26 protein-coding genes are annotated in these 23,535 nt (G+C 40.2%); 7 read left to right on the top strand and 19 right to left on the bottom strand.

Features of this window, described 5'->3' with window-relative positions; genetic code table 11:
* Positions 1-115: 115 nt before the first annotated feature.
* Entirely contained in the window at positions 116-1,090 is a 975-nt protein-coding gene (locus tag H6G75_RS28455; RefSeq protein ID WP_190983256.1) for a hypothetical protein, read from the bottom strand.
* Positions 1,091-1,218: 128 nt separating this feature from the next.
* On the bottom strand, positions 1,219-2,307 hold the full coding sequence (gene aroC, locus H6G75_RS28460; protein WP_190592528.1) for a chorismate synthase: 1,089 nt from the start codon (positions 2,305-2,307) through the stop codon (positions 1,219-1,221).
* A 725-nt stretch (positions 2,308-3,032) separates the two neighbouring features.
* Here aroC and H6G75_RS28465 point away from each other — a divergent pair.
* Positions 3,033-3,569, top strand: coding sequence for a L,D-transpeptidase (locus H6G75_RS28465; RefSeq protein WP_190983257.1), 537 nt, complete (start codon positions 3,033-3,035; stop codon positions 3,567-3,569).
* A 188-nt stretch (positions 3,570-3,757) separates the two neighbouring features.
* On the opposite strand, the gene H6G75_RS28470 is transcribed toward H6G75_RS28465, so the two are convergent.
* The 4 genes from H6G75_RS28470 to H6G75_RS28485 all read right to left on the bottom strand — a co-directional run bounded on the left by H6G75_RS28470 (position 3,758) and on the right by H6G75_RS28485 (position 7,784).
* Entirely contained in the window at positions 3,758-4,240 is a 483-nt protein-coding gene (locus H6G75_RS28470; RefSeq protein ID WP_190983258.1) for an ABA4-like family protein, read from the bottom strand.
* Between the two features lie 105 nt (positions 4,241-4,345).
* Positions 4,346-5,419 carry a cobalamin biosynthesis protein CobW gene (gene cobW, locus H6G75_RS28475; RefSeq protein WP_190983259.1) on the bottom strand — a complete coding sequence of 358 codons (1,074 nt, stop codon included), beginning with the start codon at positions 5,417-5,419 and terminating at the stop codon, positions 4,346-4,348.
* 329 nt (positions 5,420-5,748) lie between these two features.
* Complete coding sequence (locus tag H6G75_RS28480) at positions 5,749-6,789, bottom strand: DUF2157 domain-containing protein (protein ID WP_190983260.1); 1,041 nt, start codon at positions 6,787-6,789, stop codon at positions 5,749-5,751.
* Positions 6,790-7,067: 278 nt separating this feature from the next.
* A complete protein-coding gene (locus H6G75_RS28485) occupies positions 7,068-7,784 on the bottom strand; it encodes a heme oxygenase (biliverdin-producing) (RefSeq protein ID WP_190983261.1) in 717 nt (238 codons plus the stop codon).
* A gap of 489 nt (positions 7,785-8,273) precedes the next feature.
* Here H6G75_RS28485 and glmM point away from each other — a divergent pair, with 489 nt between their 5' ends.
* On the top strand, positions 8,274-9,743 hold the full coding sequence (gene glmM, locus H6G75_RS28490; RefSeq protein ID WP_190983262.1) for a phosphoglucosamine mutase: 1,470 nt from the start codon (positions 8,274-8,276) through the stop codon (positions 9,741-9,743).
* Between the two features lie 185 nt (positions 9,744-9,928).
* Complete coding sequence (locus H6G75_RS33835; protein WP_313934919.1) at positions 9,929-11,650, top strand: caspase, EACC1-associated type; 1,722 nt, start codon at positions 9,929-9,931, stop codon at positions 11,648-11,650.
* Positions 11,651-11,759: 109 nt separating this feature from the next.
* On the opposite strand, the gene H6G75_RS28500 is transcribed toward H6G75_RS33835, so the two are convergent.
* Positions 11,760-11,999: a DUF5615 family PIN-like protein gene (locus H6G75_RS28500; RefSeq protein ID WP_190983263.1), complete on the bottom strand. Its 240-nt coding sequence runs from the start codon at positions 11,997-11,999 to the stop codon at positions 11,760-11,762.
* Positions 11,996-12,190 carry a DUF433 domain-containing protein gene (locus H6G75_RS33980; protein WP_190983292.1) on the bottom strand — a complete coding sequence of 65 codons (195 nt, stop codon included), beginning with the start codon at positions 12,188-12,190 and terminating at the stop codon, positions 11,996-11,998. The genes H6G75_RS28500 and H6G75_RS33980 overlap by 4 nt, the downstream gene beginning before the upstream one ends.
* On the opposite strand from H6G75_RS33980, the gene H6G75_RS28510 reads away from it, so the two are divergent.
* On the top strand, positions 12,131-12,280 hold the full coding sequence (locus tag H6G75_RS28510) for a hypothetical protein (protein ID WP_190983264.1): 150 nt from the start codon (positions 12,131-12,133) through the stop codon (positions 12,278-12,280). The genes H6G75_RS33980 and H6G75_RS28510 overlap by 60 nt on opposite strands.
* A 159-nt stretch (positions 12,281-12,439) precedes the next feature.
* Here the strand turns inward: H6G75_RS28510 and H6G75_RS28515 are convergent, their stop codons facing one another.
* Both H6G75_RS28515 and H6G75_RS28520 read right to left on the bottom strand, forming a co-directional pair.
* A complete protein-coding gene (locus tag H6G75_RS28515) occupies positions 12,440-13,939 on the bottom strand; it encodes an ABC transporter permease subunit (protein WP_190983265.1) in 1,500 nt (499 codons plus the stop codon).
* A gap of 139 nt (positions 13,940-14,078) precedes the next feature.
* Positions 14,079-15,557, bottom strand: a complete 1,479-nt coding sequence (locus H6G75_RS28520; protein ID WP_190983266.1) for a sorbosone dehydrogenase family protein — start codon at positions 15,555-15,557, stop codon at positions 14,079-14,081.
* Between the two features lie 204 nt (positions 15,558-15,761).
* On the opposite strand from H6G75_RS28520, the gene H6G75_RS28525 reads away from it, so the two are divergent.
* Positions 15,762-16,502, top strand: a complete 741-nt coding sequence (locus H6G75_RS28525) for an ATP-binding cassette domain-containing protein (RefSeq protein WP_190983293.1) — start codon at positions 15,762-15,764, stop codon at positions 16,500-16,502.
* 32 nt (positions 16,503-16,534) lie between these two features.
* On the opposite strand, the gene H6G75_RS32805 is transcribed toward H6G75_RS28525, so the two are convergent.
* Both H6G75_RS32805 and lipB read right to left on the bottom strand, forming a co-directional pair.
* Positions 16,535-16,906 carry a hypothetical protein gene (locus H6G75_RS32805; protein ID WP_206757381.1) on the bottom strand — a complete coding sequence of 124 codons (372 nt, stop codon included), beginning with the start codon at positions 16,904-16,906 and terminating at the stop codon, positions 16,535-16,537.
* 224 nt (positions 16,907-17,130) lie between these two features.
* Positions 17,131-17,799 carry a lipoyl(octanoyl) transferase LipB gene (gene lipB, locus H6G75_RS28535; RefSeq protein ID WP_190983294.1) on the bottom strand — a complete coding sequence of 223 codons (669 nt, stop codon included), beginning with the start codon at positions 17,797-17,799 and terminating at the stop codon, positions 17,131-17,133.
* Positions 17,800-18,232: 433 nt separating this feature from the next.
* On the opposite strand from lipB, the gene hpf reads away from it, so the two are divergent.
* On the top strand, positions 18,233-18,889 hold the full coding sequence (gene hpf, locus H6G75_RS28540; protein WP_190983267.1) for a ribosome hibernation-promoting factor, HPF/YfiA family: 657 nt from the start codon (positions 18,233-18,235) through the stop codon (positions 18,887-18,889).
* Between the two features lie 116 nt (positions 18,890-19,005).
* On the opposite strand, the gene H6G75_RS28545 is transcribed toward hpf, so the two are convergent.
* From H6G75_RS28545 to H6G75_RS28565, 5 genes are all read right to left on the bottom strand, one after another.
* Positions 19,006-19,464: a peroxiredoxin gene (locus H6G75_RS28545; protein ID WP_190983268.1), complete on the bottom strand. Its 459-nt coding sequence runs from the start codon at positions 19,462-19,464 to the stop codon at positions 19,006-19,008.
* Between the two features lie 56 nt (positions 19,465-19,520).
* Positions 19,521-20,072 (bottom strand): acireductone dioxygenase, encoded by a 552-nt coding sequence (locus H6G75_RS28550; protein ID WP_190983269.1) that lies wholly within the window; start codon positions 20,070-20,072, stop codon positions 19,521-19,523.
* A gap of 360 nt (positions 20,073-20,432) precedes the next feature.
* Entirely contained in the window at positions 20,433-20,882 is a 450-nt protein-coding gene (locus H6G75_RS28555) for a tellurite resistance TerB family protein (protein WP_190983270.1), read from the bottom strand.
* A gap of 24 nt (positions 20,883-20,906) precedes the next feature.
* Positions 20,907-21,083: a hypothetical protein gene (locus H6G75_RS28560; protein WP_190983271.1), complete on the bottom strand. Its 177-nt coding sequence runs from the start codon at positions 21,081-21,083 to the stop codon at positions 20,907-20,909.
* Positions 21,061-21,198, bottom strand: coding sequence for a hypothetical protein (locus H6G75_RS28565; protein WP_062294792.1), 138 nt, complete (start codon positions 21,196-21,198; stop codon positions 21,061-21,063). The genes H6G75_RS28560 and H6G75_RS28565 overlap by 23 nt, the downstream gene beginning before the upstream one ends.
* 628 nt (positions 21,199-21,826) lie before the next feature.
* On the opposite strand from H6G75_RS28565, the gene H6G75_RS28570 reads away from it, so the two are divergent.
* Positions 21,827-22,813 carry a folate-binding protein YgfZ gene (locus H6G75_RS28570; RefSeq protein WP_190983272.1) on the top strand — a complete coding sequence of 329 codons (987 nt, stop codon included), beginning with the start codon at positions 21,827-21,829 and terminating at the stop codon, positions 22,811-22,813.
* Positions 22,814-22,850: 37 nt separating this feature from the next.
* On the opposite strand, the gene H6G75_RS28575 is transcribed toward H6G75_RS28570, so the two are convergent.
* On the bottom strand, positions 22,851-23,219 hold the full coding sequence (locus tag H6G75_RS28575) for an aspartyl protease (RefSeq protein WP_190983273.1): 369 nt from the start codon (positions 23,217-23,219) through the stop codon (positions 22,851-22,853).
* The gene (locus tag H6G75_RS28580) at positions 23,216-23,533 is read right to left on the bottom strand and encodes a hypothetical protein (RefSeq protein ID WP_190983274.1); all 318 of its coding nucleotides are present in this window, start codon (positions 23,531-23,533) and stop codon (positions 23,216-23,218) included. The genes H6G75_RS28575 and H6G75_RS28580 overlap by 4 nt, the downstream gene beginning before the upstream one ends.
* Positions 23,534-23,535 lie beyond the last annotated feature (2 nt).

Consider the following 23,535-nt stretch of genomic DNA (forward strand, 5'->3'; position numbering starts at 1 on the left):
TTGTATGTGTCAGAAAATCAGTTATGTTCATTGGTTTGAAGAGATGATGTTATGTTGACATTTTTCGGCTTTTTAGAATCCGTGTAATTATTTATGTAAAGTTTTATGTCATGATTCAACATTTCTGGGTTTCTAGTAATTTAAATTGCTTTAAAAAACTAAAATCATCTTCACTTACATAATTTTCTGTTTCTAGTCGTTTTAGTAACAAATATAGATAGCTATTAGTTGATATCTCTTGATATTGAGTAGCTTTGTACTTTACTTTTAACGTAGCAAATTCTCGTTCTTTTTCAATTCGCTCTGCAATGCAAATAGTTTCTGTCAGTCCTTGTTTCTCTAACCAGTAAACTTCTTCATAATTTAGTTTTGTATCTGCATCAATTTTTTTTAGAATTTGATATAATTTACTAGTTAGATTTGTGTCTATTTGTTTATTTACTTGATATTTAACTTTGAGTTTGTTAAATTCTGCCTGTTTTGCAGATTCTTGATGTTCATATATTTCAATAGTGTCAAAAAGCTCATCATTTAACAGCCATTCGTATTCAGAATCACTTAAACTTGCTGCTGTGTCTATTTTCTGGAGGATTTTATAAAGTCGGCTATCAGGGTATGAATCTTGAGATTTGGTGGCTTGATATTTTTTCTTCAAATCTAGAAAGTTACTGATATCTTTAACAATTGCTACTGTTTGATTTAAATTATTCTCTTGCAATAAATCTAATTCAGAATTATTCAACTGATTTCCAGATTCTAGCTTCAAAAGTATAAAATATAAAAAACTATCTACAGAATATTCCCCCGGTTTAGCAACTTTATATTTACTTTTTAAATGAGAAAACTCAGCTTCTAATCGTTTTGCTTCTCCAAGGCTATATTGCTGAATCTGAATAATTTCAATTGTTTCAAGTAGCTGATTTTCTTGTAACCAATCAAATTCTAAATCGCTAATTTTAATCGCTAATTCAACTTTCCTTAGTATCAGGTACAGTAGACTAGAGAGTGATGAATCTTGAAAATTACTTGCTTTATATTTTAACTTCAGGAAATTAAAGTGTTGTAAGCTATGTTGAGACTGTTGAGCCATGTTGATAGTAGATGCGATCGCACTTAATTAAAGGTGTTATTCGCTACTATAACAACACTACAAAAAAAGGGCGAGTAAAATATCCGCCCAGCAATTATAAGTATTTACCGCATATATCAAAGTCTTGATTACAACACCTTACACTGTCCGTGATTTCGCAATAAATGGTCACATAGCACCAGCGCCACCATTGCTTCTACCATTGGTACAGCACGGGGTAATACACAAGGATCATGTCTGCCTTTGCCGGCTAATACGGTTTCTTCACCTTCATTAGTCACGGTTTTTTGTTCTTTTCTAATAGTGGCGGTGGGTTTAAAAGCAACTCGTAAAATGATATTTTCGCCGTTGGAAATACCACCTTGAATACCACCAGAACGGTTAGTTACAGTCCGAATTTCACCATTCTCATCAATATAAAATTCGTCGTTATGTTCAATTCCAGTTAACAGTGTCCCAGCAAAACCAGAACCAATTTCAAAACCTTTACTGGCTGGAAGTGACATCACAGCTTTTGCAATATCAGCTTCTAACTTATCAAATACTGGTTCGCCTAAACCTTTCGGCACGTTGCGGGCAACACATTCTACCACACCACCAATAGAATCACCTTGTCTGCCAGTTTGCTCGATTAACTCAATCATCCGATTGGCGCATTCTGCATCAGGACAGCGAACAATGTTGCTTTCTACTTGTTCTAAGGTGACGGTATTAGGGTCAACAATGCCTTCTAAATCTTTGATGCGTTTGACATAACCAATCACTTCTAGATTAGCAACTTGTCGGAGAATTTTTTTAGCGATCGCACCTGCGGCGACTCTACCAATTGTCTCCCGCGCCGAAGACCTACCGCCGCCTTGCCAATTCCGAATTCCGTATTTAGCATCATAGGTTGCATCTGCATGGGAAGGACGATATTTCACCGCCATCTCATCATAGTCTTGCGATCGCGTGTCTTTATTCCGCACTAAAATAGCGATCGGTGTCCCTAGAGTTTTCCCTTCAAACACCCCAGACAATATCTCACAGGTGTCTGCTTCTTTGCGCGGCGTAGTAATCTTACTTTGTCCTGGCCGCCGCCTGTCTAACTCAAACTGAATTTCTGCTGCTGTGATTTCCAGTTGCGGAGGACAACCATCAATGACAACTCCCACACCGCCGCCGTGGGATTCACCAAAAGTAGTAATGCGAAACAGATGCCCAAAAGTATTGCCCATGATTGTGAGGAAAAAGGATAAGGCTTATGTATTTTACCGAGAGTTCTTGCAAATGTTAAGTTTCACGAATCAGGGATGAGGGAGATAAGGGGGACAAGGGGGACAAGGGGGACAAGGGAGAGGTAGTCAGAGATGTTAGGACAATTTGAAAGCTTGAATGCCACGCATAGTTAAGAATTTCCCTTCAGCCTTCAGCCTCCTGCCTCCTGCCTCCTGCCTTCTGCCTCCTGGCTTCTGCTATAGATTCAAGACATTACCATAGTCACACTCCGGAATTTCTCTCACTTAACTTGAAGTTAGAAATAGAAACTAGATTGCTCTAGTCAGGTTATCTCTGTTTGCGTAAGTCCTGGGAAAAATTACAAGTGCAAATATTCAGTAGTTTGCACGTTTTCAAACTCACAAAGTGAAATAAATCACTGTCAATACTCCAACTCAGTTGAGAGAAATTCAGTAGCAAGAGGTCTAATATCTTCTAGGCACAAAGGTATAGAAATGTATGGATACAAGTGATCAAAATCCTCGCATTCTTACGCCTTAAGACCTAGCAGTAAGATCCAACCTTGGTACGTAGCTACTGTATTAGTCTCGCCTGATACTAGTGTTGTTGTATTGGCAGATCATCCTTGTAGATATCGCATAAACAACTAGGAATTGTTTTGGCAATTTGTAGTGTTTATCAAAACTACAAAAATATTTTTTGCGTTGTTAGAAGGTGATGCAGAATGCGAACCCAAACTAGTAATGTTGGAATTCGTCGCTCAGGAAATTTTTGTACAGGTGTGGCGCTGCTGTTGGCAACTTTTTTCTCATCGGCGCTACCAACAACGGCTGATCCCAATTCTGTGATAGCAGCCGCCGCCTCACTCAATAACAACATCCAAATATCTGACAGTCGGCAACTATCTCAACCTCGCCGTATTGAAATTGATTTATCTCAGCAGCGTTTACGTGCCTGGGATGGTCAAAAGCTGGTTTATTCCTTCCCTGTATCTACTGGCAAACGAGCCACCCCTACACCTATTGGTAGATTTCACATTCAGTCGAAACATCGCACTAACAGAATGCGGGGTAGAGGTTACGACATTCCTGATGTTCCTTACACCATGTATTTTTATGAAGGTTATGCAATTCATGGTGCTTATTGGCATAACCGTTTTGGTACTCCCGTCAGCCACGGTTGCGTGAATTTGCCAGTCAAGCAAGCGCGGAAATTGTACAACTGGACAAAACCAGGAACTTTAGTAATTGTGAAACGGTGAATATCTCGTTTTTCGGTTGAGTGTTGTACAAGTTGATAGGTGATAGAGGCTAGAGACTAGATGAATGTACTTCATTGGGATGAAAAACGCTGTATGTAGAATTACGCACAAATATTGTTTATAGATACAGGGTGTAGGGGTGTATGTATCAACAACCCTTATACCCTGTGTTTTTCAGGAGTTCTATTCTAATTACTAGAAGATGATGCAGTTGGTTCTGATAAAGTAGCTGCTTGATTTTCTGGTAATTTAGGAGAAATTGCTTTGGTAATCCAAGTTGTGATGATATGAGATAACACTCCCATCGGCCCAGCAAATAAACAAAGTATCAGGGAATGAATTGTCCAAACTCCAGTTTTTTGACCTTCCCAATATATAAATCTGCCAACAAACAAATCCATTACTAAAAAATGAATCCAACCTGTAGCAGCAGCTTTTTCATCGGCAAAAAATCGCGCTATATCCGCTAATTGGGGATTAGATAAAGCCTGGGCATTTTCTGGGGTAATGCTGGTAATAAATAAGTACAAATATGCTCCAGCTAAAGGCACAAATGGAATATATGATTCCATAATTCGCTTTGTAACTTTCCAATTGGGCAGGAGAATTATTAATGCCCAAAAGGGTAAAACGAATAAATTAGAAATGTCAAACAATTGGGAGATTGTCATAAAAAAAGAGGTGAAGAACTAATAAATGAATGAAAGTATTCTGGCTTAAAGGTTATTTTTAACCTTTAATGAACCGTATTTGCATATAAAGCTGTTATTAAAAATTTACTTTCTTCTGCCTTCTGCCTCCTGCCTCCTGCCTTCTTCTACAAGTTGCGATTCTATTTCTGTGGAGTTCAAATCACGACCGATAAAGACTAAACGAGTTTGTCTTGTTTCTGTTGCTTGCCAAGGACGGTCGTAAAATTTTTCAAAGCGGTTGCCTACGCCTTGCAAGACTAGGCGCATGGGTTTATTGGGAACTGAGACAAAGCCTTTGATGCGGTAAATTTCTTGTTTATCTACCAGTTTTTGTAACTGTTGTTGGAGTTTTTCTGGGTCGAAGGCGCGGTCTAAAATGACGTGTGTTGATGTGATTTCGTCGTCGTGGTCGTGGTCTTCTTCGCTATCGTGATGGCTGGGACGGCTATCTAAGTTATCTTCGACGGCGGCTTGTAATCCTAATAATACGGCTGGATCGATTTGACCTCGATCGCTCTCGACCATTTTCACCACTCTGGGCAATTCTTGTTTGACTAATTGCTCTACTTGTGCTTTAGTTTCGGTATCTACTAAGTCAGTTTTACTCAACACCACTAAGTCTGCACAGGCGAGTTGGTCTTCAAATAACTCTTGCAAGGGTGTCTCATGCTCTAAACTATCATCTGCTTGGCGTTGGGCGGCGATCGCATCTAAATCACTGGCAAATGTCCCAGCAGCGACGGCTGCACAGTCTACTACAGTAATTACCGCATCTACGGTTGCAGCATTGCGAATTTCTTGCCAACGAAAGGCTTTAACCAGTGGTTTTGGTAAAGCTAACCCAGATGTTTCAATCACAATGCAGTCAATGTTGTCCCGCCGCTTGATTAACTCTTGCATTGTGGGATAAAACTCTTCCTGCACTGTGCAGCACAAGCAGCCATTGGTTAATTCAAAAATATTACTCCCGCCAGTTTCATCTTCGGGGCAGATTTGACAGGATTTCAATAATTCGCCATCAATACCCAATTCGCCAAATTCGTTGACTAATACGGCAATGCGACGACCTTGGTTATTTTGTAAGAGGTGGCGAATTAGGCTGGTTTTACCACTACCTAAGAAGCCTGTAATTACTGTAACGGGGATTTTGGTAGCCATGTTTTTACTTCAAGGGAAATGAGGAAGAGGGAATAGGGAATGGCTAGTACAACAAGGTAAAAGTAAAAGGTCAAAAGGAAAAAGAAAGAACAGTGATACTACGAGCCTTCTAGCACTTCCTTATGGTCTGTTTATTTACGCCGACCTGTACTAATTAATGTTCATCTGTCCATTCGCTGTTCCCACTACTTCAGCTTGGTAATTTTATCGAATTACAACTCTGAATAAAAGACAATCTTTGTGCTGAAGTCCTGAACAAAAAACCTCGGTGTTCCGTATCACTCAATTCTGGGTACTTACGTAGGGCTTGCTGTCTTGGCAAAAAATTATTACTCTCTGGGTAAAAAGCGTCTCACATTGTCTGGTAATAAACGCTCTAGAAAGACTTCAATCCTCCTATTATTGCGTTGATATAAAGTTCCTAAATAGATAATAAATATTCCCAAAACTGTTAACGCAAAGGGAAATAAGATGGCATCTTTAAAGATGCTATAAGCAAGGTGTCCTAAATAACCAAAAACACCCATTCCCCCAAACACAATAAATACTTTTCGTTTTAACAACACCGACAGCAACATTAACCCTAAATTTATCAAACAATAGATGAATTTTTGCAATTCATTACTGTCGCCCATTAAAGTTAGACCCCACCAAAAGGCAAGTAACCCAAACAAATATAGCCAAAAAGCATAATCTCCATCGCGTCTACGAGTGCGGATATCTACTAGATAAGCAATCACAATACAAGCAATACCAAACCATACAGAAACAGATAGCCTTAGCTGCCAATTGTAGTTTTTTTCCCCAAATAATAATGGTGCGATATCCATAGACATAAAATATAGGGAAAAGGCGACGGGAGCGATTAAAAAGGGAAACCGCACAAACTTGATGGCAATTAAACCTGCGATGATAGTTCCTAACTCCATCAAAAACCAACTGCCTTTAATCCAAGTATAAAAATCTTGATATGTACCGGGGTTGTCTTGAAGCCAAAATCCTGTTGCACGTTGCAGTCCGTAAATTGCCAAAGGAGTCAAGGAAACTGCAATGGTAAATAACAAACCTCCAGGAATTTTCATCTGTTGTCGCCACCAAAGATTGCTTCCTGCAAGTACAAAGCATAAGGCATAAATGCTGGCTAACAAAAAAATTCCCACGCCACCAAATGATTCCCATGCTAATGTCATGAACCATGTCATAGCTGAGATGACAATTAACGCCCCAAAGTAATAACTAACATTGACAAAATTAAATTGTGGGCGTTCACTGTGACGCACGGAAAGCGCATTCCACAACGCATGGGCTTGTTCTGCTGTAATTAAGCCTTGGGAAACCGCCCAATCTAAATCTTCCCGATAAATTTTCATAGTTTTGAGCCAGATTTAACAGCAATTGCGATTATACTGTCATCGGCTTTTCGGGTAATTATCAATAAACCCCTCAGAGTTCCAGTCTGGTGCTGTACAAACAAAGCCTGACTATCCTATCGGCAAAGGCAAAGCCGAACGCAGGCTAAAAAATTTAGGGACAATCTCCCTGTGGTTACTTTCATCAAGAAAGCAATCATAGGAACATTGTCCCTATTTTTAATTTGATTACTGAGTCTTGAGTGCTGAGGAAAATACTAGCCTCTAGCCTCTCTAATTTACTCAGCCGTAGCTAGTTCAGTGCTACCGCGTGTCCGGCGACGGGTGAGGCTGTTATACAACATCATACCGATCGCTTTGATTAAGTTGCCTTCTAATTCTTGGAACATCTTCATGTTCATTCCGAAGGCTGCATTCGCTTCATCCACGATGCGATCGCCTGTGGCATCATCAATGGGTAGTTCGTCTAATGTTTGGCGATACTTAGCTTTAAATCCCTTCTCATCAGGAATTTCCGCAAACTCATAAAAGGCGGTTCCTTGACCATCACTCAAATTCATCGCTGTTACGGCAATGTTCTTGAGAATTTGTCCCCCGGATAAGTCACCCAAGTAACGGGTGTAAGAATGAGCAATTAATAATTCTGGTTCGGTTGCGGAAACTTCGCGGATGCGTTGTACATAAGCTTCACCAGCTGGCGATAGTTTGATTTGCTCGCGCCAGTTAGCACCGTAATAGTAGCTTAAGTCTTGCTCTAAAGTCCGCTTGCGGTGCAGTTGGGCAAAATCAATTTTAGAAACGATGGGATGTTGGCGATGCTTTTCCATCTCCTCTTCCATTGCCGAGTAGACGAAGTAAAAGTTAGCCACTAATTTTCGGTAGGAACTTTTTTCTACCACTCCTTTTAAAAAGCACTTGACAAAACCCACATTTTCTGCCATCGTATGGGCTTTTTTCGTGCCGACACGTAACTTGCTGGCTAAATTGCTGCTCATATTAAAATTTCTCACCTTTAAAAAGGATGTACCGAGGTTCCGATTTACGAACGGCTAAGAAAGGTCATTAAAAAGTTACATTAAAACTATTTGATGAGAATTTATATTAAAAATTTTTAAGCAAACGGAGTGTATACTTTTGTAAAGCTGCATCAGACTGCAAAATAGTAACTACTCTATTCATGATCAAGGTGAAAATCTATAATCAGGAATGGCGATCGCTAGAGTTTTTGTATAAAAACTTTACAAAGCTCAGAAAAATTTTAGAGATTTTCACTTAATTCAGTCAAGCAGTAATAGATTTCTAAAAAGAAAAACAAGTATATAGTACAGATAAAAGTGCTGAGTTTGGAGTGCTGAGTGCTGAGTAATGAGTTATGAGTAAAAATACTAACCTGTAACCTCTAGCCTCTAGCCTCTCTTTAAACTTTTTGAATTAAAGAACAAAGTAAAATTTTCCAGTGTTATGGTGTGGGGTGTTTAAATATTATGGTGTCATCAATAACTCGAACTCAAGGCAACATCCAAAGTCTTGCTGTTGCAGAATCTAATCATGGAGAAACAGAACTGAACAAGAATTCGGCGTTTAGTTTGATATCACTACCAGCGACTCCCCTGTTCGGTACAGATGGGATTCGGGGCAAGGTAGGAGAATTACTGAATGCACCTTTAGCTTTACAAATAGGTTTCTGGACAGGTGTAGTTTTACGTAATTATGCAGGTGAAACAAGACCAGTAATTCTGGGACAAGATTCGCGCAACTCTAGCGATATGTTGGCAATGGCTTTGAGTGCGGGGTTAACAGCAGCAGGTATCGAAGTTTGGTATTTGGGCTTATGTCCTACTCCTTGCGTTTCCTATCTTACCAGTATGAGTGAAGCGATCGGCGGTGTGATGATTTCTGCTAGTCACAACCCACCCGAAGACAATGGAATTAAAGTTTTTGGTGCCGATGGTGGGAAGTTACCACAAGCATTACAAGCAGAAATTGAAGCCGGATTGCGTGGTAAATTACCAGTTACAGGCGGGATGAGTTGTGGTAGACATTATTCTCGGCAGCAGTTAGTGAGTGATTACAGCCAAGCTTTAAAACAACCATTGCAGAGTGAGGGAAATCTGCAAGGAATGAAGATTGTTTTAGACTTGGCTTGGGGTGCAGCCGTGGGTTTAGCGCCACAAGTATTTAGGGAAATGGGCGCAGAAGTTATCTGCTTACATAATGTCGCAGATGGCGATCGCATCAACGTTGATTGTGGTTCCACTCACCTGGATATTCTGCAAGCCGCAGTCAAAGAACATCACGCTGATATCGGTTTTGCCTTTGATGGTGATGCAGATCGCGTGTTAGCTGTAGATAATACAGGTAGACAAGTTAATGGCGACTATATCCTTTATTTGTGGGGTCGTCACTTGCAACAACAGCAAAAACTCCCCGATAACTTGATAGTTTCCACCGTCATGGCTAACTTAGGGTTTGAACGTGCTTGGCAACAACAAGGTGGTAAATTGATTCGTACCGCCGTTGGTGATCAATATGTGCAAGCCGAAATGCTGCGGACTGGGGGAATGCTAGGCGGCGAACAATCTGGTCATATTTTGTGTAGACACTATGGCTTGACTGGCGATGGTTTATTAACCGCCTTGCACATAGCCAACTTAGTCAAACAAACCGGTGTTTCTTTAGGTGAATTAGTCGAACAAAGCTTCCAAACTTATCCCCAATTATTAAAGAATGTCAGAGTTGTAGACCGCGATCGCCGTTTGGGGTGGAAAGATTGTCAACCTGTTCAAGATGCGATCGCACTCGCCGAAACCGCAATGGGTGATAGTGGTAGAATCTTAGTCCGCGCCTCCGGTACAGAACCAGTCATCAGAGTCATGGTGGAAGCCGCTGATGCCGAACTTGCCCAACATTGGACAAATGAATTAGTCGCCAAAGTCCAGCAACACTTGGCGTAAGCAATTCTGAGTTATATGAAATTGAAAAATCAGGTGAGCAATGCTCACCTGATTTTTTATGTAGCTAGACCAAAATATCGGGAATAAACGTTAAGAAAATCAAGGTAAAAGCTACTAATCTGTCAAAATTGGGAGCAGAAGTTCAAGCAGTAGAAAACTTTGTAAGTCAAAAGTAGACAGTTAAAATGGCCAAATTTGCATTGCTGATTGGGGTTAGTGAGTACCAACCAGGGTTAGATGCTTTACCTGGGGCTGTGCAAGATGTCAAAGCAATGCAGCGAGTCTTACAGCACTCAGAAATGGGGGCTTTTTCCGATCCTGATATTACAGTGCTGGAAAATCCCCCACGCCAGGTAATGGAAAAAGCAATTGAAACTTTATTTTCTAGTCGTCAAAAAGATGATTTAGTGCTGTTTTATTTCTCTGGACACGGAATTAAAGATGACAGTGGCAAATTATATTTAGCAACTAGTGAAACCAGCAAGCATCAATCGGGTGAACTCATTCAAACTACCGCCACTGCTGCCAGTCTGATACATGGAATGATGGAAAAAAGCCGTTCCCGGCGACAGGTAATTATTCTTGACTGTTGTTTTAGCGGCGCTTTTGCTGAAGGAATGAAGGCGAAAGACGATAAAAGCGTAGATATCAAGAATCAACTGGGAGGAGAAGGACGGGCGGTACTAACTTCTTCTACCTCTACTCAATATTCTTTTGAACAAGAAGGAGAAGATTTATCAATTTACACTCGCTACATTGTCGAAGGGATTGAGAAAGGTGCGGCTGACACTGATAACGATGGCATAATTTCTGTAGATGAACTGCATGAATATGCCCGTAAAAAGGTGCAAGAAGCAGCCCCAGCAATGAAACCAGAAATTTATGCTGTGAGAGAAGGCTTTAGAATAAAGTTAGCGAAAGCTCCTGTAGGCGATCCGCAATTGGAGTACCGTAAGGAAGTAGAGCGAAGTGTAAGAGAGGGTAAGATTCCATCTGTGAGTCGTCGCATTTTAAAACGTCGCCAAAGTGAACTGAGTTTGTCAGCTGAGGTAGCAGCCCAAATTGAAAACGAAGTTTTGGAACCTTACCGCAAATATCAAGCAAATCTCAGGGAATACGAAGAAGCATTAGCTGAAGCGATACAGGATGAAGGAACTCTGACTCAGCATACACGAGCAGAATTAAAGCGTTTTCAGCAACTTTTACAACTTAGAGATGAGGATATTGCACAGATTGAGGCGCAAGTTATCCCATCCCCAAAACCTCAGAGCAAGCGAGAAGTAGAGCAAGAAGTTACAAAAGATACTAAGCCTGAACCGCCTACAAACAAAGATGACCTCAGTTCAGAAAAAGGCGTAGACTACACCAAGCTACGCGACTTACTTGCAGCAGGGAACTGGAAAGACGCTGATGAAGAAACCTATCGGGTAATGCTGCAAGCGGTAGGACGTAAGAAAAATGACTGCATTAGGGATAAAGAATTATTAAACTTTCCCCGTACTGACCTCCGCACAATTGACCGTCTATGGGTCAAATACAGCCAAGGACGCTTTGGCTTCAGCATTCAAAAGGAAATTTACTTGAGCGTAGGCGGTAAAGCAGACGGTATGTATTACAAAGAAGCCTGGGAGAAATTTCGTGAGCTTGTAGGATGGAAAACAGAAAACCTCTTCTTCTTAGATTATAGTAAGATTACTTGTGATATATCTGCTCCTCTTGGACACCTACCCTTGTTTGGGGCGGCGTGGGGGAGGTTCTTAGCACTGAGTTTTGCTGGCGGTTTTTTGCAAGAAACCGACACTGCATTGTCGAGTGAAACGTTCAAAGGAAGTTTTCTCCGGGCTTTTTCAGCGTCTCAGGGTCTTAGACTTGATTTGGGGTCTTTTTTCTCGCATCGAGACTTGTAAAGTGTAATATCTATGCCTGTCAGATATTTACCAAGATTTATTGCACGCTCTCTGCACAAGCAATAATCAGCATTTCATAAATCTAATACCTGACACTGGCAACCTAAAATCATTCCTGTAGAGATTGTTCTTTGCTCAAAAAAGCACCGTGCAAACGGTAGAAATCTCTAATATTAGAACTATATAAAACTAGATTTTGTTCTGTTGCCCATTTCAGTTGTTCTTCATCAGAATAACCAAGTCTATTTACACGTAAACTTGTAATTACTTCTACACCACGATTTTGTAGAGCCAGAACTAAAGAGCGTGCGGTAGAATCTTCATCCATGTACAATCGAATCTGGCTCATGAATGCTTTTGAGCTTTGTGTAGTGTCTCTAATCTCTCAGCCTCGGCTGATTCTGCTGCAATATCGGCATCAATTTCATCGCGGTTAGCATGATAATAAGCTAAAGCTGCATAAACCTGCGCTAAAGTTAGGTGACTAATCTCATCGGCAATTTTTTCTGCACTGTAACCTTGTTTATACCAGATGGCTATACGCCAATGCGATGTCTACGACAAGCCGCTTTGCGTCTACGCCAAATTAGCTTTCATCACCAACGCTACCTCATCCATAGAGAACCTTAGAGGATGTTTGAAAAGTTTTAGGGAGTCAAAAATTAAGCCAGTCGCTTCAGCATAATACGGATCATTGCAAGGTAGATAAAAGTTTCTGATGTTTCGGGCAATAATTCATAGTCTTAGATAGATAAACGCTATATGACTCCTGAATTCTTCTTCAATATCCTACTTCCTCTGTTGTCTAACTGGATTCATCCACACTTCTAACTTGCTAAATACTTGAGAAGAAAGCAGCGTTAAACATAAATAAACTATCGCTATAGCGGCGTAAATTTCAAAGGCGCGATAGTTACTAGCCACAATTAGCTGTCCTTTGCGAAATAGTTCTTCAAAACCAATAACTGCAACTAAGCTGGTATCTTTTAATAAGCTAATAAATTCGTTACCCAAAGGTGGAATCATTCGCCGGAAAGCTTGGGGAAAAATTACATAGCGCATTGTTTCGGTTGCACTTAAACCAAGTGATTGTGCAGCTTCAGTTTGTCCTGATTCAATTGATTGAATCCCGGCGCGGACAATTTCGGCAATATAGGCGGCACTGTTTAAACTTAAAGCAATTACACCAGCCACAAAGGGATTAAAGCTAAAGGTAAAACCAAGTTGTTGCACCAGTGCTGGTATACCAAAGTAAATCATAAAAATTTGTACTAACAAAGGTGTGCCGCGAAAAAAATCTATATAGGCTCTTGCTAACCAACGCACAGGTTTAATTTGCGAAAGGCGGATAATGCCAATTAAAGAACCACCGCCTAAGCCTAAAATTACCGAAATAATTGTTATCTGGATAGTGAAGAATGCACCTTGTAATAGTATGGGCAAAGCTTGCAAAATTATATTTAAGGATGTAAAAAAGTTAGCTTGACTCCCGTTATTTTGATTAGCAAAGGGAGATGTATTAGGTAATGAAGGTGGTTCAGCTTTAAACCATTTTTTATATATTTGTGAATATGAGCCATTTTTGAGGATTCTATCTAAACCATCATTAATCAGTGTTAAATTAGGTGAGTTTTTAGCTGTGACAATTCCGTAATATTCTTCTGTAAGTAATTGTTGAATAACTTTAATCCCTTGCAAGTTACCAGTATTAATGGCATATAAAGTTACAGGTGCATCGTTAATTACTGCATCCACATTCCCATTAACTAATTCTTGCAAGGCTAAAGGTGCAGAATCAAAACTGCGAATCTGCACACCGGGAATACTTTTGGCTTTTTCTGCGCCAGTTGTGCCAATTTGGACGGCAAGTTTTTTATTCTTGAGACTATCTAAATTAGTAATATCTTGATTATTATCGCGGACTGCGATCGCTAATCCCGCCTTAAAATAAGGACGGGAAAAATCAACTGTCTTGGCGCGTTCCTCGGTAATGGTGATGGAACTAATCGCCGCATCGATGGTTTTGGCTTGGACTGCGGGGATAATGCCATCGAAAGGGATGCTTTGAAAGCTTACTTTAAAATTAGCAGCAGAGGCGATCGCATTCATCAAATCATAAGAAAAACCTTGCAATTCCCCATTTGCGCCTTTAAACTCAAACGGCGGAAAGGCTGGTTCTGTAGCTACCCGCAGAGTTTTGCCAGCGTCAGAGTTGAAACTACAGCCACTTAGTAAGATGCAACTCAAACTAACTACTAATAACCAGCGTCTGAAATGTAATCTAGCCATATTATTTATGCCCCTTTGCTTCTGTGCGCCCCCGCATCAACTTCTGTTTGCGGTTTGTAAAAAATCTTCAGCACTGGACAAGAATTATATAGCTTGGCAAAACTTAATAAATTTTAGATCCCATAGTAATTAATGATATTTAAAAATAGTTGTTGGTTTGATTCGACTTTTGCTTGAATATCCAACCCATAGCTAAAATCAACAACAATAGACTTGCGCCAAATGGGGATTCTGGAACAGGCTGATTCACCCCCTTAGCAGAAATTCGTTGGATTCCACCGTTATAATCAGCAATCAAAATTCCCTGAGAGTCCGCCAGGATAGCTAAAGGATTTCTAAAGCCATCAGCAATTTGAGTAACTTCACCTGTTTCAGGATCAACGAGAACAATATCACCATAACTAAGTGAATTTTCTCTATCAGTTTCGGTGATGGGGCCGCGGTTCCATCGCGCAATAAAAGCTTTATCTTGAAACTGGGATGGTAAGGAATTGCCTAAGTAAAAAGCAATGCCATCAGCCGAGGAAGAAGGCCCCAGACCATCAGGGTTTTGTGGATCATGGAGTGTATAGGAATTTGTGTAAAGATTATCAAATGTTGTTGATCTGACAAGATTATTTGCATCAAAAAAACCTGATGCTAGTGCGTCAGGATTGTTGCGCCAGTTGTCGTTAGCATACCCATAGTCAGCTTTAGGTACAGCCTTGAATAACTGGTCGTGAACATCATTGCTGAAATCTGCATCAAGTGCATCTTGGGGATGGGGAGTGCTTGTCCCATCTCCATTAGAATCGGCTCGACCATAGTTATTAGTAAACCATAAGTTACCATCCCTATCCAAAGCCAAACCAAATGGATTTCTTGCCCCAGAAGAATGAACAATTAATTTATCTATTGCTGTGGAAGAATAAGGATTGCTGGCAGTAAAAAAATCTGTGTCTTGTAATAGTTGACCAGTTTCATTTTGTAACTGCGCCGCATTATGTAGGTCAGAAACCCTTGTCAAATCTTGAATCCAGGAAATTGTACCGCCGTAAGAAGTCTCGCCAAAAGTATCTTGACCAAAAAGCCGATTACGTCCATCAATAGTGCGAGTGCCAATTCCTAAATAAAGCGTGTGATTACGAATTTGAATTTGATTGGCAGAATGATCTCCTAAAGGAATGCCCTCAACAATATTGACATTAGTTTCTCCAGTTTCACCCCATAAACCATTATTGTTGCTATCATTAAGCCGCACAAGTCTGTTATTGGCACTCAGGTACATTGTATTGCCATCAAAACCAATTCCCAAACCACTAATATTTGTAGCAGTTTGGCGATCGCTCAGTAATCCTGTTTTTTTGTTATAGGCAAAACTCAACACCCCTGTGTTTGTTGTGCTGGCATAAAGTCGCTGATCTGGGCCAAAAGCCAATTGAGTAATTCGACTAGGTTTATTGTCAAAAAAATTACCGCTAATATTATTAATTTGCAGAATATCTTGATAAGCAGGCACAATACTAGCAGCTTTAGTTTCACCATGCGAGTAAAGCAAAGTCCCACTCAAGCAAACTAATCCGATTGTATTGACCAATGATTTTCCGAAAAAGCTTTGTTTAGCTAATATTTTATACATAGCGATCGCTGCTCAAAAATGCTCTAGAAAATCCTAATCACTCAAATCTAGTCAATTGACGAATTGTATTATTTTTTATAAACTTTCAATTTTATTCCTCCGCATACTACCATATCTGGAAGTAATCTTATATATATGATGTAACAGAATATGTGAACATACTCTTCGGTCAGGAAACAGGGAATAGTGAAAAATTATCACCCTATTATTTTTTTTGAAAATATTGAAAAAAACTTTGGTTCCCTCAAGGTTCTTAAAGGAATCACAGGGGAAATACAGCAAGGGGAAGTTGTGGCAGTAATTGGTACTTCTGGTTGTGGTAAAAGTACCTTACTGCGATGCTTCAACCGCTTGGAACGTATTGATCACGGTTCCTTGGTAGTGAATGGAATTGAGTTATCGCAATCTAATTTCAACAGTCAACAACTGCGCCAACTGCGAACCCAAGTCGGGATGGTTTTTCAACAATTCAATTTATTTCCCCATCTCAGTGTGTTGGAAAATCTGACACTTGCGCCGCGTAAAGTTTTAGGAAAAACCGCCAAAGAAAGCGCCCAACTTGCAGGTTTATATTTAGAAAAAGTTGGTTTATTTGATAAAGCCTCAGCTTATCCCGAACAATTATCTGGCGGACAAAAGCAAAGAGTTGCGATCGCCCGTAGCTTATGTATGAATCCCCACATTATGCTATTTGATGAACCTACTAGCGCCTTAGATCCTGAACTTGTGGGTGAAGTATTACAAGTAATGCAACAATTAGCCGCCGAAGGAATGACAATGGTAGTCGTCACCCATGAAATGCAATTTGCCAGGGAAGTTGCCCATCGGGTGATATTTATGGATCAAGGCATAGTAGCAGAACAAGGCCCAGCCTACGAAGTGATCACAAATCCAAAAAGCGATCGCCTACGTACCTTCCTTAGCCGCCTGAGTGCGAAAAATTAACACAAATGACCAATGACTAATGACTAATAACTCTACAAAAATTCTCGCAAGAAATCAAAGGGATCATCTTCCCAACAAGGTTCAGGTGTCATTAAGTGCAGATTTTGGTTGATATCAGCTTCAATTTCGTCACAGTCTTCTCTGTCAAACAGTTCTAGCAACGCTTTCCAGTCGCGCTGTCTTAAGGAATTTAATGCAGGTGCGTACATTTGAAAATTAATGAGGGATTTCACACGCAAGATTTGAGTTGAGTTTTGTACTGAATTTGTCGCCTGATTAGTAAACCAACATATTTTAACGTGGTTTAGATATCTAGCAGCCCTAGTTGGTTGATATGTGAACAACAAAGACAAGGGAGACAAGGAAGATAGGGTAGACAAGGGAGAGAGATGTTTGTAAATCATTTAGGATTGCCATAGCAGTAGGCAATAGGTAAGTTCGTGTTCGGTTAATCAGTGATGATTTGGGATATATGTCTTCAACATTAGATTTGTGATCAATCCAAAATTTAAATTCTTCTGCACCCTTACACCCTGATCATTTAACAACCAGTCTTTCACTTAGCTACTAAGTAGTATTTCAAACAAAATCAACTGATCCCAGGAAAAAATTATTAAATTGCAATTATTTAGGTAAACTCAATCACATCAAGACCAAATACATCTGCAAAACATTGCACAACATGAGGACGCACTTGTTCGCAGGTAATGTCAGGAATCCACTCTGCTAGACTGGCGACTGGTTTATCTGCAATACCGCAAGGGACAATATGTTGAAAGCCTGTCATATCAGGACAAACGTTTAAAGCAAAACCGTGCATGGTAATCCAACGGCTGACTTTAATGCCGATCGCTGCAACTTTGCGATTTTCTAACCATACACCAGTAAAATCGGGAATGCGATCGCCCTCCAAACCATAAATTGCTAACACCCGAATAATCACTTCTTCTAGTTGACGCAAGTACCAATGCAAATCTTTACGATGGCGTTGCAAATTTAAAATTGGATACCCCACCAATTGACCAGGACAATGATAAGTCACTTCGCCACCACGCTCAACTCTGTGAACTTCAAAATCGCTGTGATCAAGGTCAAACTTGAGAAATTCTGGTGTTGCACCTTGTCCCAAAGTGTAGACAGGTGGGTGTTCTAGCAAGATTAAAACATCATCCAGGCTGGGGTCTTGAATGCGTTCCGCCAGAAGCGATCGCTGCCATGCGTGGGCATCGGTGTAAGACATTAATTTTTTGTCATATAACAAACAACGGTTATCTGGCGGTCTATTACTACGAATCATGCCAAAAATCAACTGGAAGAATAATGAAATATATTGCAACTTTGATAGTTGCACACAACAATTGTCAAGCTATGCAAAGGATTTTAAAGGAACGTCAAGGGAACCTGCTATAGAAAATACAAAGTGCTAGTTTGAATATATAAATAACCGCAACGGTCTTAGGAGGAATTCTCTGCAATAAGCATCAAGCCAAAATAAGGGGAAAGAATGAACTGGCTGATGACTCTAAGAATTTAAGATACAAGCGCAGACATCCACCGAGGATATCAATACAAGGGAACGCGTGAAAATTGAAAGCAATAAATTTAGAGCCAACTCAGCAGTATATCAAACTAAAAAACTTGTTTTGGCAACAGTCATAGACCTTACCGCAGCTTACTTTCACACAAAACAAACTCACATCACACATCACATATAGAGCGGGAGAGTTTACATGAAGCTTGTCATCCACGGCAAAAATATTGAAATCACCGAAGCAATTAGGGATTACGTGCATCAAAAGATAGAAAAAGCGGTTAATCACTTTCAGAACATTACAAATGAAGTGGATGTCCACCTAAGCGTAGCTCGCAATCCCCGAATTAACCCGAAACAAGCAGCCGAAGTCACTATCTATGCCAATGGAAGTGTCATCCGTGCCGAGGAAAGCAGCGAAAACTTATACGCCAGCATAGATTTAGTAGCAGATAAAATAGCGCGTCAATTACGCAAATATAAAGAAAGGCGACAAGACAAGAAAACTCAAAGTCAACCTACAACTGAAGTAGTTGTCCCAGAACCAGTAATACCAGATTTAATCGGCGATCGCACTCCCGAATTACCCAGCGAAGTCGTCCGTACAAAATATTTTTCCATGCCACCAATGACTCTCGCTGAAGCATTGGAACAATTACAACTCGTGGGACACGACTTTTATATGTTCCGTAACGCCGAAACCGGAGAAATTAACGTTATTTACGAACGTAACCACGGCGGCTACGGTGTCATTCAACCCCGCAACAATAACGGCCATACCAACGGTAAAAACGGTAACGGTAAGGTTTCCCACAACAACATCGTTATGCAGGAGAAATCACACTCTGTTAAATAAATAGTGCTGAGTTAAAAGACCGCCCCTTGTGGGCGGGTATTTGCCATAGTGCTGTACACTTCGACTGCGCCGTACACTGAGCGAAGTCGAAGTGTACAGCACTCATCACTCAGCACTCACTTACTGAGAGTTTGCAAAGTCTTCAATGCTTCTGTAACATGCCCTTGAAAGTTCAGCATTGAATCAAACACATACTGCACAACTCCCTGCTGATCAATCACATAGGTGACACGACCAGGAAATAAACCAAAAGCCGCCGTCGCACCATATTGCTTACGTACTTGGTCGCCTTTGTCACTCAAAAGAATAAACGGTAAATTATATTTCGCTGCAAATCGCTGGTGAGATTCGCTGGAATCACCACTCACACCAATCACTTCCGCGCCAGCATCTTTAAACACTTCATATTGGTCGCGGAAAGCACAAGATTCAGCTGTGCATCCAGGTGTATCGTCTTTGGGATAAAAGTATAGTACAACAGCTTTTTGACCACGGTAGTCATTCAAGCTAACTGTTGTACCATTTTGAGCAGGTAAGGTGAAATCAGGAGCAATGTCTCCAACTTTAACAGCCATAGGTATTTCAAAAATTGCGATCGCATCTTTTTAACTATGAATGATATTACGATAAATTACGGCTGCTGACGTGCATCACTTAACTGCGTACCTGTGTAATTGGGAAGCCAACCCTCGGCTGAGGTGAAATAGCGCACAGCTTTAAAATTTAAAGATGCTGTCAAACTACACCAATGCTCCACACCTGCGGGGATAGAAATATAGTCTTGAGACTGCACTAACAACTGGACTTGGCTACCATCTGGTGTGACAAAGCCAAAAATCATTTCTCCTGCTAAGACATACAGGGGTTCAGCCGCAGTATGAGTATGATAACGACTATAAGTATCAATCAACATCTGAAGATTCGGCACACCTGGATGTACATTCAGCAAGTCACACCAGAGCGAACCATTTTCTTGTTGCAGAAACTCAAACACACTGTTATGTAACTCAACAATGTATTGCTTCTCTAACGCTGTCAAAACATCCTGTTCTAAAAAATCCGTAAACAGTAGCGATGTTCCAGGGTCATAGTGCTTGAGATAAACACCAATAGGCTCAAGTTCACGCACTATCTCGCTGAAATCACTCTCGACTGTACCATCTTCTAGTAATAGGATTGCCATGACAAAAAACTTAATAATTAACTTTTAAACACAGTATACCCAACTTTATGGTAATAAGCCACTATTGCCCATCGGTATACCGTAGTATTTACATGAGTTATATAACTATAAACTCATATATAACCATACACCAAAACTTGAATTTAAATTATACTAGGCAATGGCATCAAGACCGCAGCGAGCAGCGAGAGAAAGAGTTTTGTTTTTCTGTACAGATTTACCCAATCATCACTGAATTAATCAGATATTACATGGAATGTACATTCAGCAGATTAAATTTCAAGCAGCCAAATCCATCTCAAACCGAATAAAGTTAGAGAAAATTCCACAATATTTTAGTTGCGTTAGACTACTTGAAACTCATTCGCTTTGATTTTTCACCATTAAAACTTGCAAGATTTTAATCGCGCTATCGCGTGGAATATCCAAAGCCTGATACAAGTCACTTAAAAAATTTTTTTCTTCTTCCGTAACTACGGTTTCAGCCATTACCAAATCAGCAGCTACAGCAAAAGCTACTTCTCGCAATTCTGCTGATAAAGATTCTTTAGCTGCATTAAATAAAGCATTAAAACCATCGCCGCGCAGAATATTTAAGTTTTTTTCTAACAGTTTTTTGATAAGGTCTTCGGAATAACTGCTAAAAAGCTTGAGCCGTGACAAGACCGAACAAATACTACGCACTTGCTGTTCTGAAAGCACAGCATCTGAAGTAACTGCGACCAAAGCAATAGCAGCAAAAGCTTCTGCTGATGTCAATCTTTCTGGGACTTGGTTTTCTTTGCCCAGAATTGTGTCTACTAAATTCATGTGTGTTGCTCCTGGATTTGGGTCTCAGTAGCGTACAGCTACCTGGATGTTTTGAATTTGGAGGTAATTCTGCAACGCTGTGAGACTTTCATAATTTAGTGTTCCCAGGATTTCTTGACGGCGAACACCTACTTGCACTTCATGGTTTTCGGCAAGTAGTACACCTTCAGACTCTAAATTAGCGTTCTCCTGTTTTTTCAATTGTTTCTATCACTGCTAACCCTATACCAGAAGCTGCGATTAGCAGGACAGCTGATAACAAATAGGCGTTAGTAAGCATCCGCAGGGCATCATCAAAAAAAATATAGGTGGTCATTGCATCACCTTTGAACTCTATGGGGCTAGTGGTACTTATTTTTCAACACGCTGACTATAATTCCCGTTGAAAAATTACTAGCAATTGCATCTTAACAAAACTTTAGCTCCTTCATCAGAGTTTTCTAAGTTTTTCTTTCTGAAGATTGTGTGAATTTCAGCATAATTTGGTAAATAAAAATACGGAAAATTTTTAATGTAGAAAATTATGCTTGATTAATAACCGCAAAATAGACTATTAAATCAGTAAAATAAATAACATATAAATATCCTTCTTATAGAAGATTGAACTGATAAATAGCTATAAAGTCCTGATTTTGCAAGCAATATAGACTGCAATAATTAATATATTGCCAATTACATACTGGTGAGAAAAGTTGTTGTAAATTAATTTTTAATTTTTGATTGTTTTTTTCAATATTTTTTTTGATTAGTTCATGACTACTAGGGATGCACAATCTGATGAAAGTGCTAGTTATAGTTAAATATCTGATTTTGTAAAGAATTGTAAACAAAACTCAGGCTATGTCATTAGTCATTTGATTCAGGTAATGTCGTTGAAGCGGTAAACCTGGATTTGTTAAGATTTCCAGTGCGTAAACTTTGAAACAGAGCAATTCTTCACTACCATGCCAACATCAACAATTGACGGTAAAGACGCGATCGCTATCCAAGCCGCAAAAGCAGGGGTGGCTGTGTGCGATCGCTCATTTTGGGGACGTATCCGGGTTGCAGATGGCGATCGCATCCGGTTTTTACACAATCAAAGTACCAACGATTTTCAAAGCCGCAAACCAGGACAAGGCTGTGACACAGTGATGGTGACATCCACAGCCCGAACAATTGACTTGGTAAGTGCTTACATTCTGGAAGATGCGGTACTGCTATTGGTTTCGCCCAATCGCCGAGAATTTTTGATGCAGTGGCTAGACCGCTACATTTTTTTTGCAGACAAAGTACAGTTAACAGACATCACAGAAGAAACGGCAACCTTTAGCCTGATTGGGCCAGATAGCGATGCAATTGTGGAAAAATTAGGTGTAGGGGCAATTATTGGTCAACCTGACGGCAATCACTTGTCAGTTGATGGTGGCGTGATTGTAGCGGTAGGGAGTGGGTTAGGATTGCCTGGATATACCTTAATTCTGCCAGCCACAGAAAAACAGCAAGTGTGGCAACAAATATTAGAATTTGGGGCTGTAGAATTGAGCGATCGCGCTTGGGAAACCTTACGCATTCTCCAAGGTAGACCAACCCCAGATGCCGAACTCAGCGATGATTACAATCCCCTAGAAGTGGGTTTATGGCAGACTATCTCCTTTAATAAAGGCTGTTACATCGGACAAGAAACTATCGCCCGGTTAAATACTTATAAAGGTGTCAAACAAAATCTTTGGGGAATCCGCCTCAGCGCCCCCGTGGAAATTGGCAGTGCGATCGCCCTGGGAGATGAAAAAATCGGCAAACTCACCAGCTATACCGAAACCAGTGACGGTTACTTTGGACTTGGTTACATTCGTACCAAAGCTGGTGGTGTGGGTTTAAAAGTCAAAATCGGCGAAGTTGAAGGTGAAATTGTGGATATCCCATTCGTATCTCATGAGTACCCGCAATAGTTAACTTATTTTACGGATAGCCCACTAATTTTTATCACTACTGTTGTCCCAGTGTTAAAACTTGAGATGGCATATCCACAACTAATTTGCGATTTTTTAACCACTGACGACCTAGTAAGATTTCTGTTAATCCTTGTCCCACATGAACAGGAATATCAAGATATTCTTGATCAATTCGCACTTTTCCTAAATAAATCTCAAATTCTGCTTCTCCTTGGGCTGTCAACATTGTTTGTTGTTCTAAATATACCCAATTGAGTGCTTCTAAATCCTGGTTATTAATTGCTAACCACCAAGAAAATCCCGTATCAAAAAGTGCATCTACTGGGATTTCTAAACCATCAGCAGCTATTAAATCTATCTCAAAAAATAACTCATCCTCATCACCAAAGTATCCAGAAATCATATTCTGCCGCACATCCCAGTTTCATTAATACGGAAAACGTGCAATTTAGCACTTGGGTATTTTCCATGTGCTATTTTTGCAACTACTAATACATCCTGATCAAGAAAATATTCTCCACTTTCTGGCTCAATTGCCACATACCAGTTGTAATGAGTCCTAATTAATTCTGGTTGTAACTGATCAAAAATAAATTTGCAGCGTTGTTTAAATGCTTCTCGTTCAGCATTCCATTGAGATTTTTGTTCCTCCGTCCACTGAATTTCCGGGAAGATTCTTCCCCGACGTAATGAGCGAGTAGACTTGGCTTCAGTCATAG

The sequence above is a fragment of the Nostoc sp. FACHB-280 genome (assembly GCF_014697615.1).
Classification (GTDB): Bacteria; Cyanobacteriota; Cyanobacteriia; order Cyanobacteriales; family Nostocaceae; genus Nostoc_B.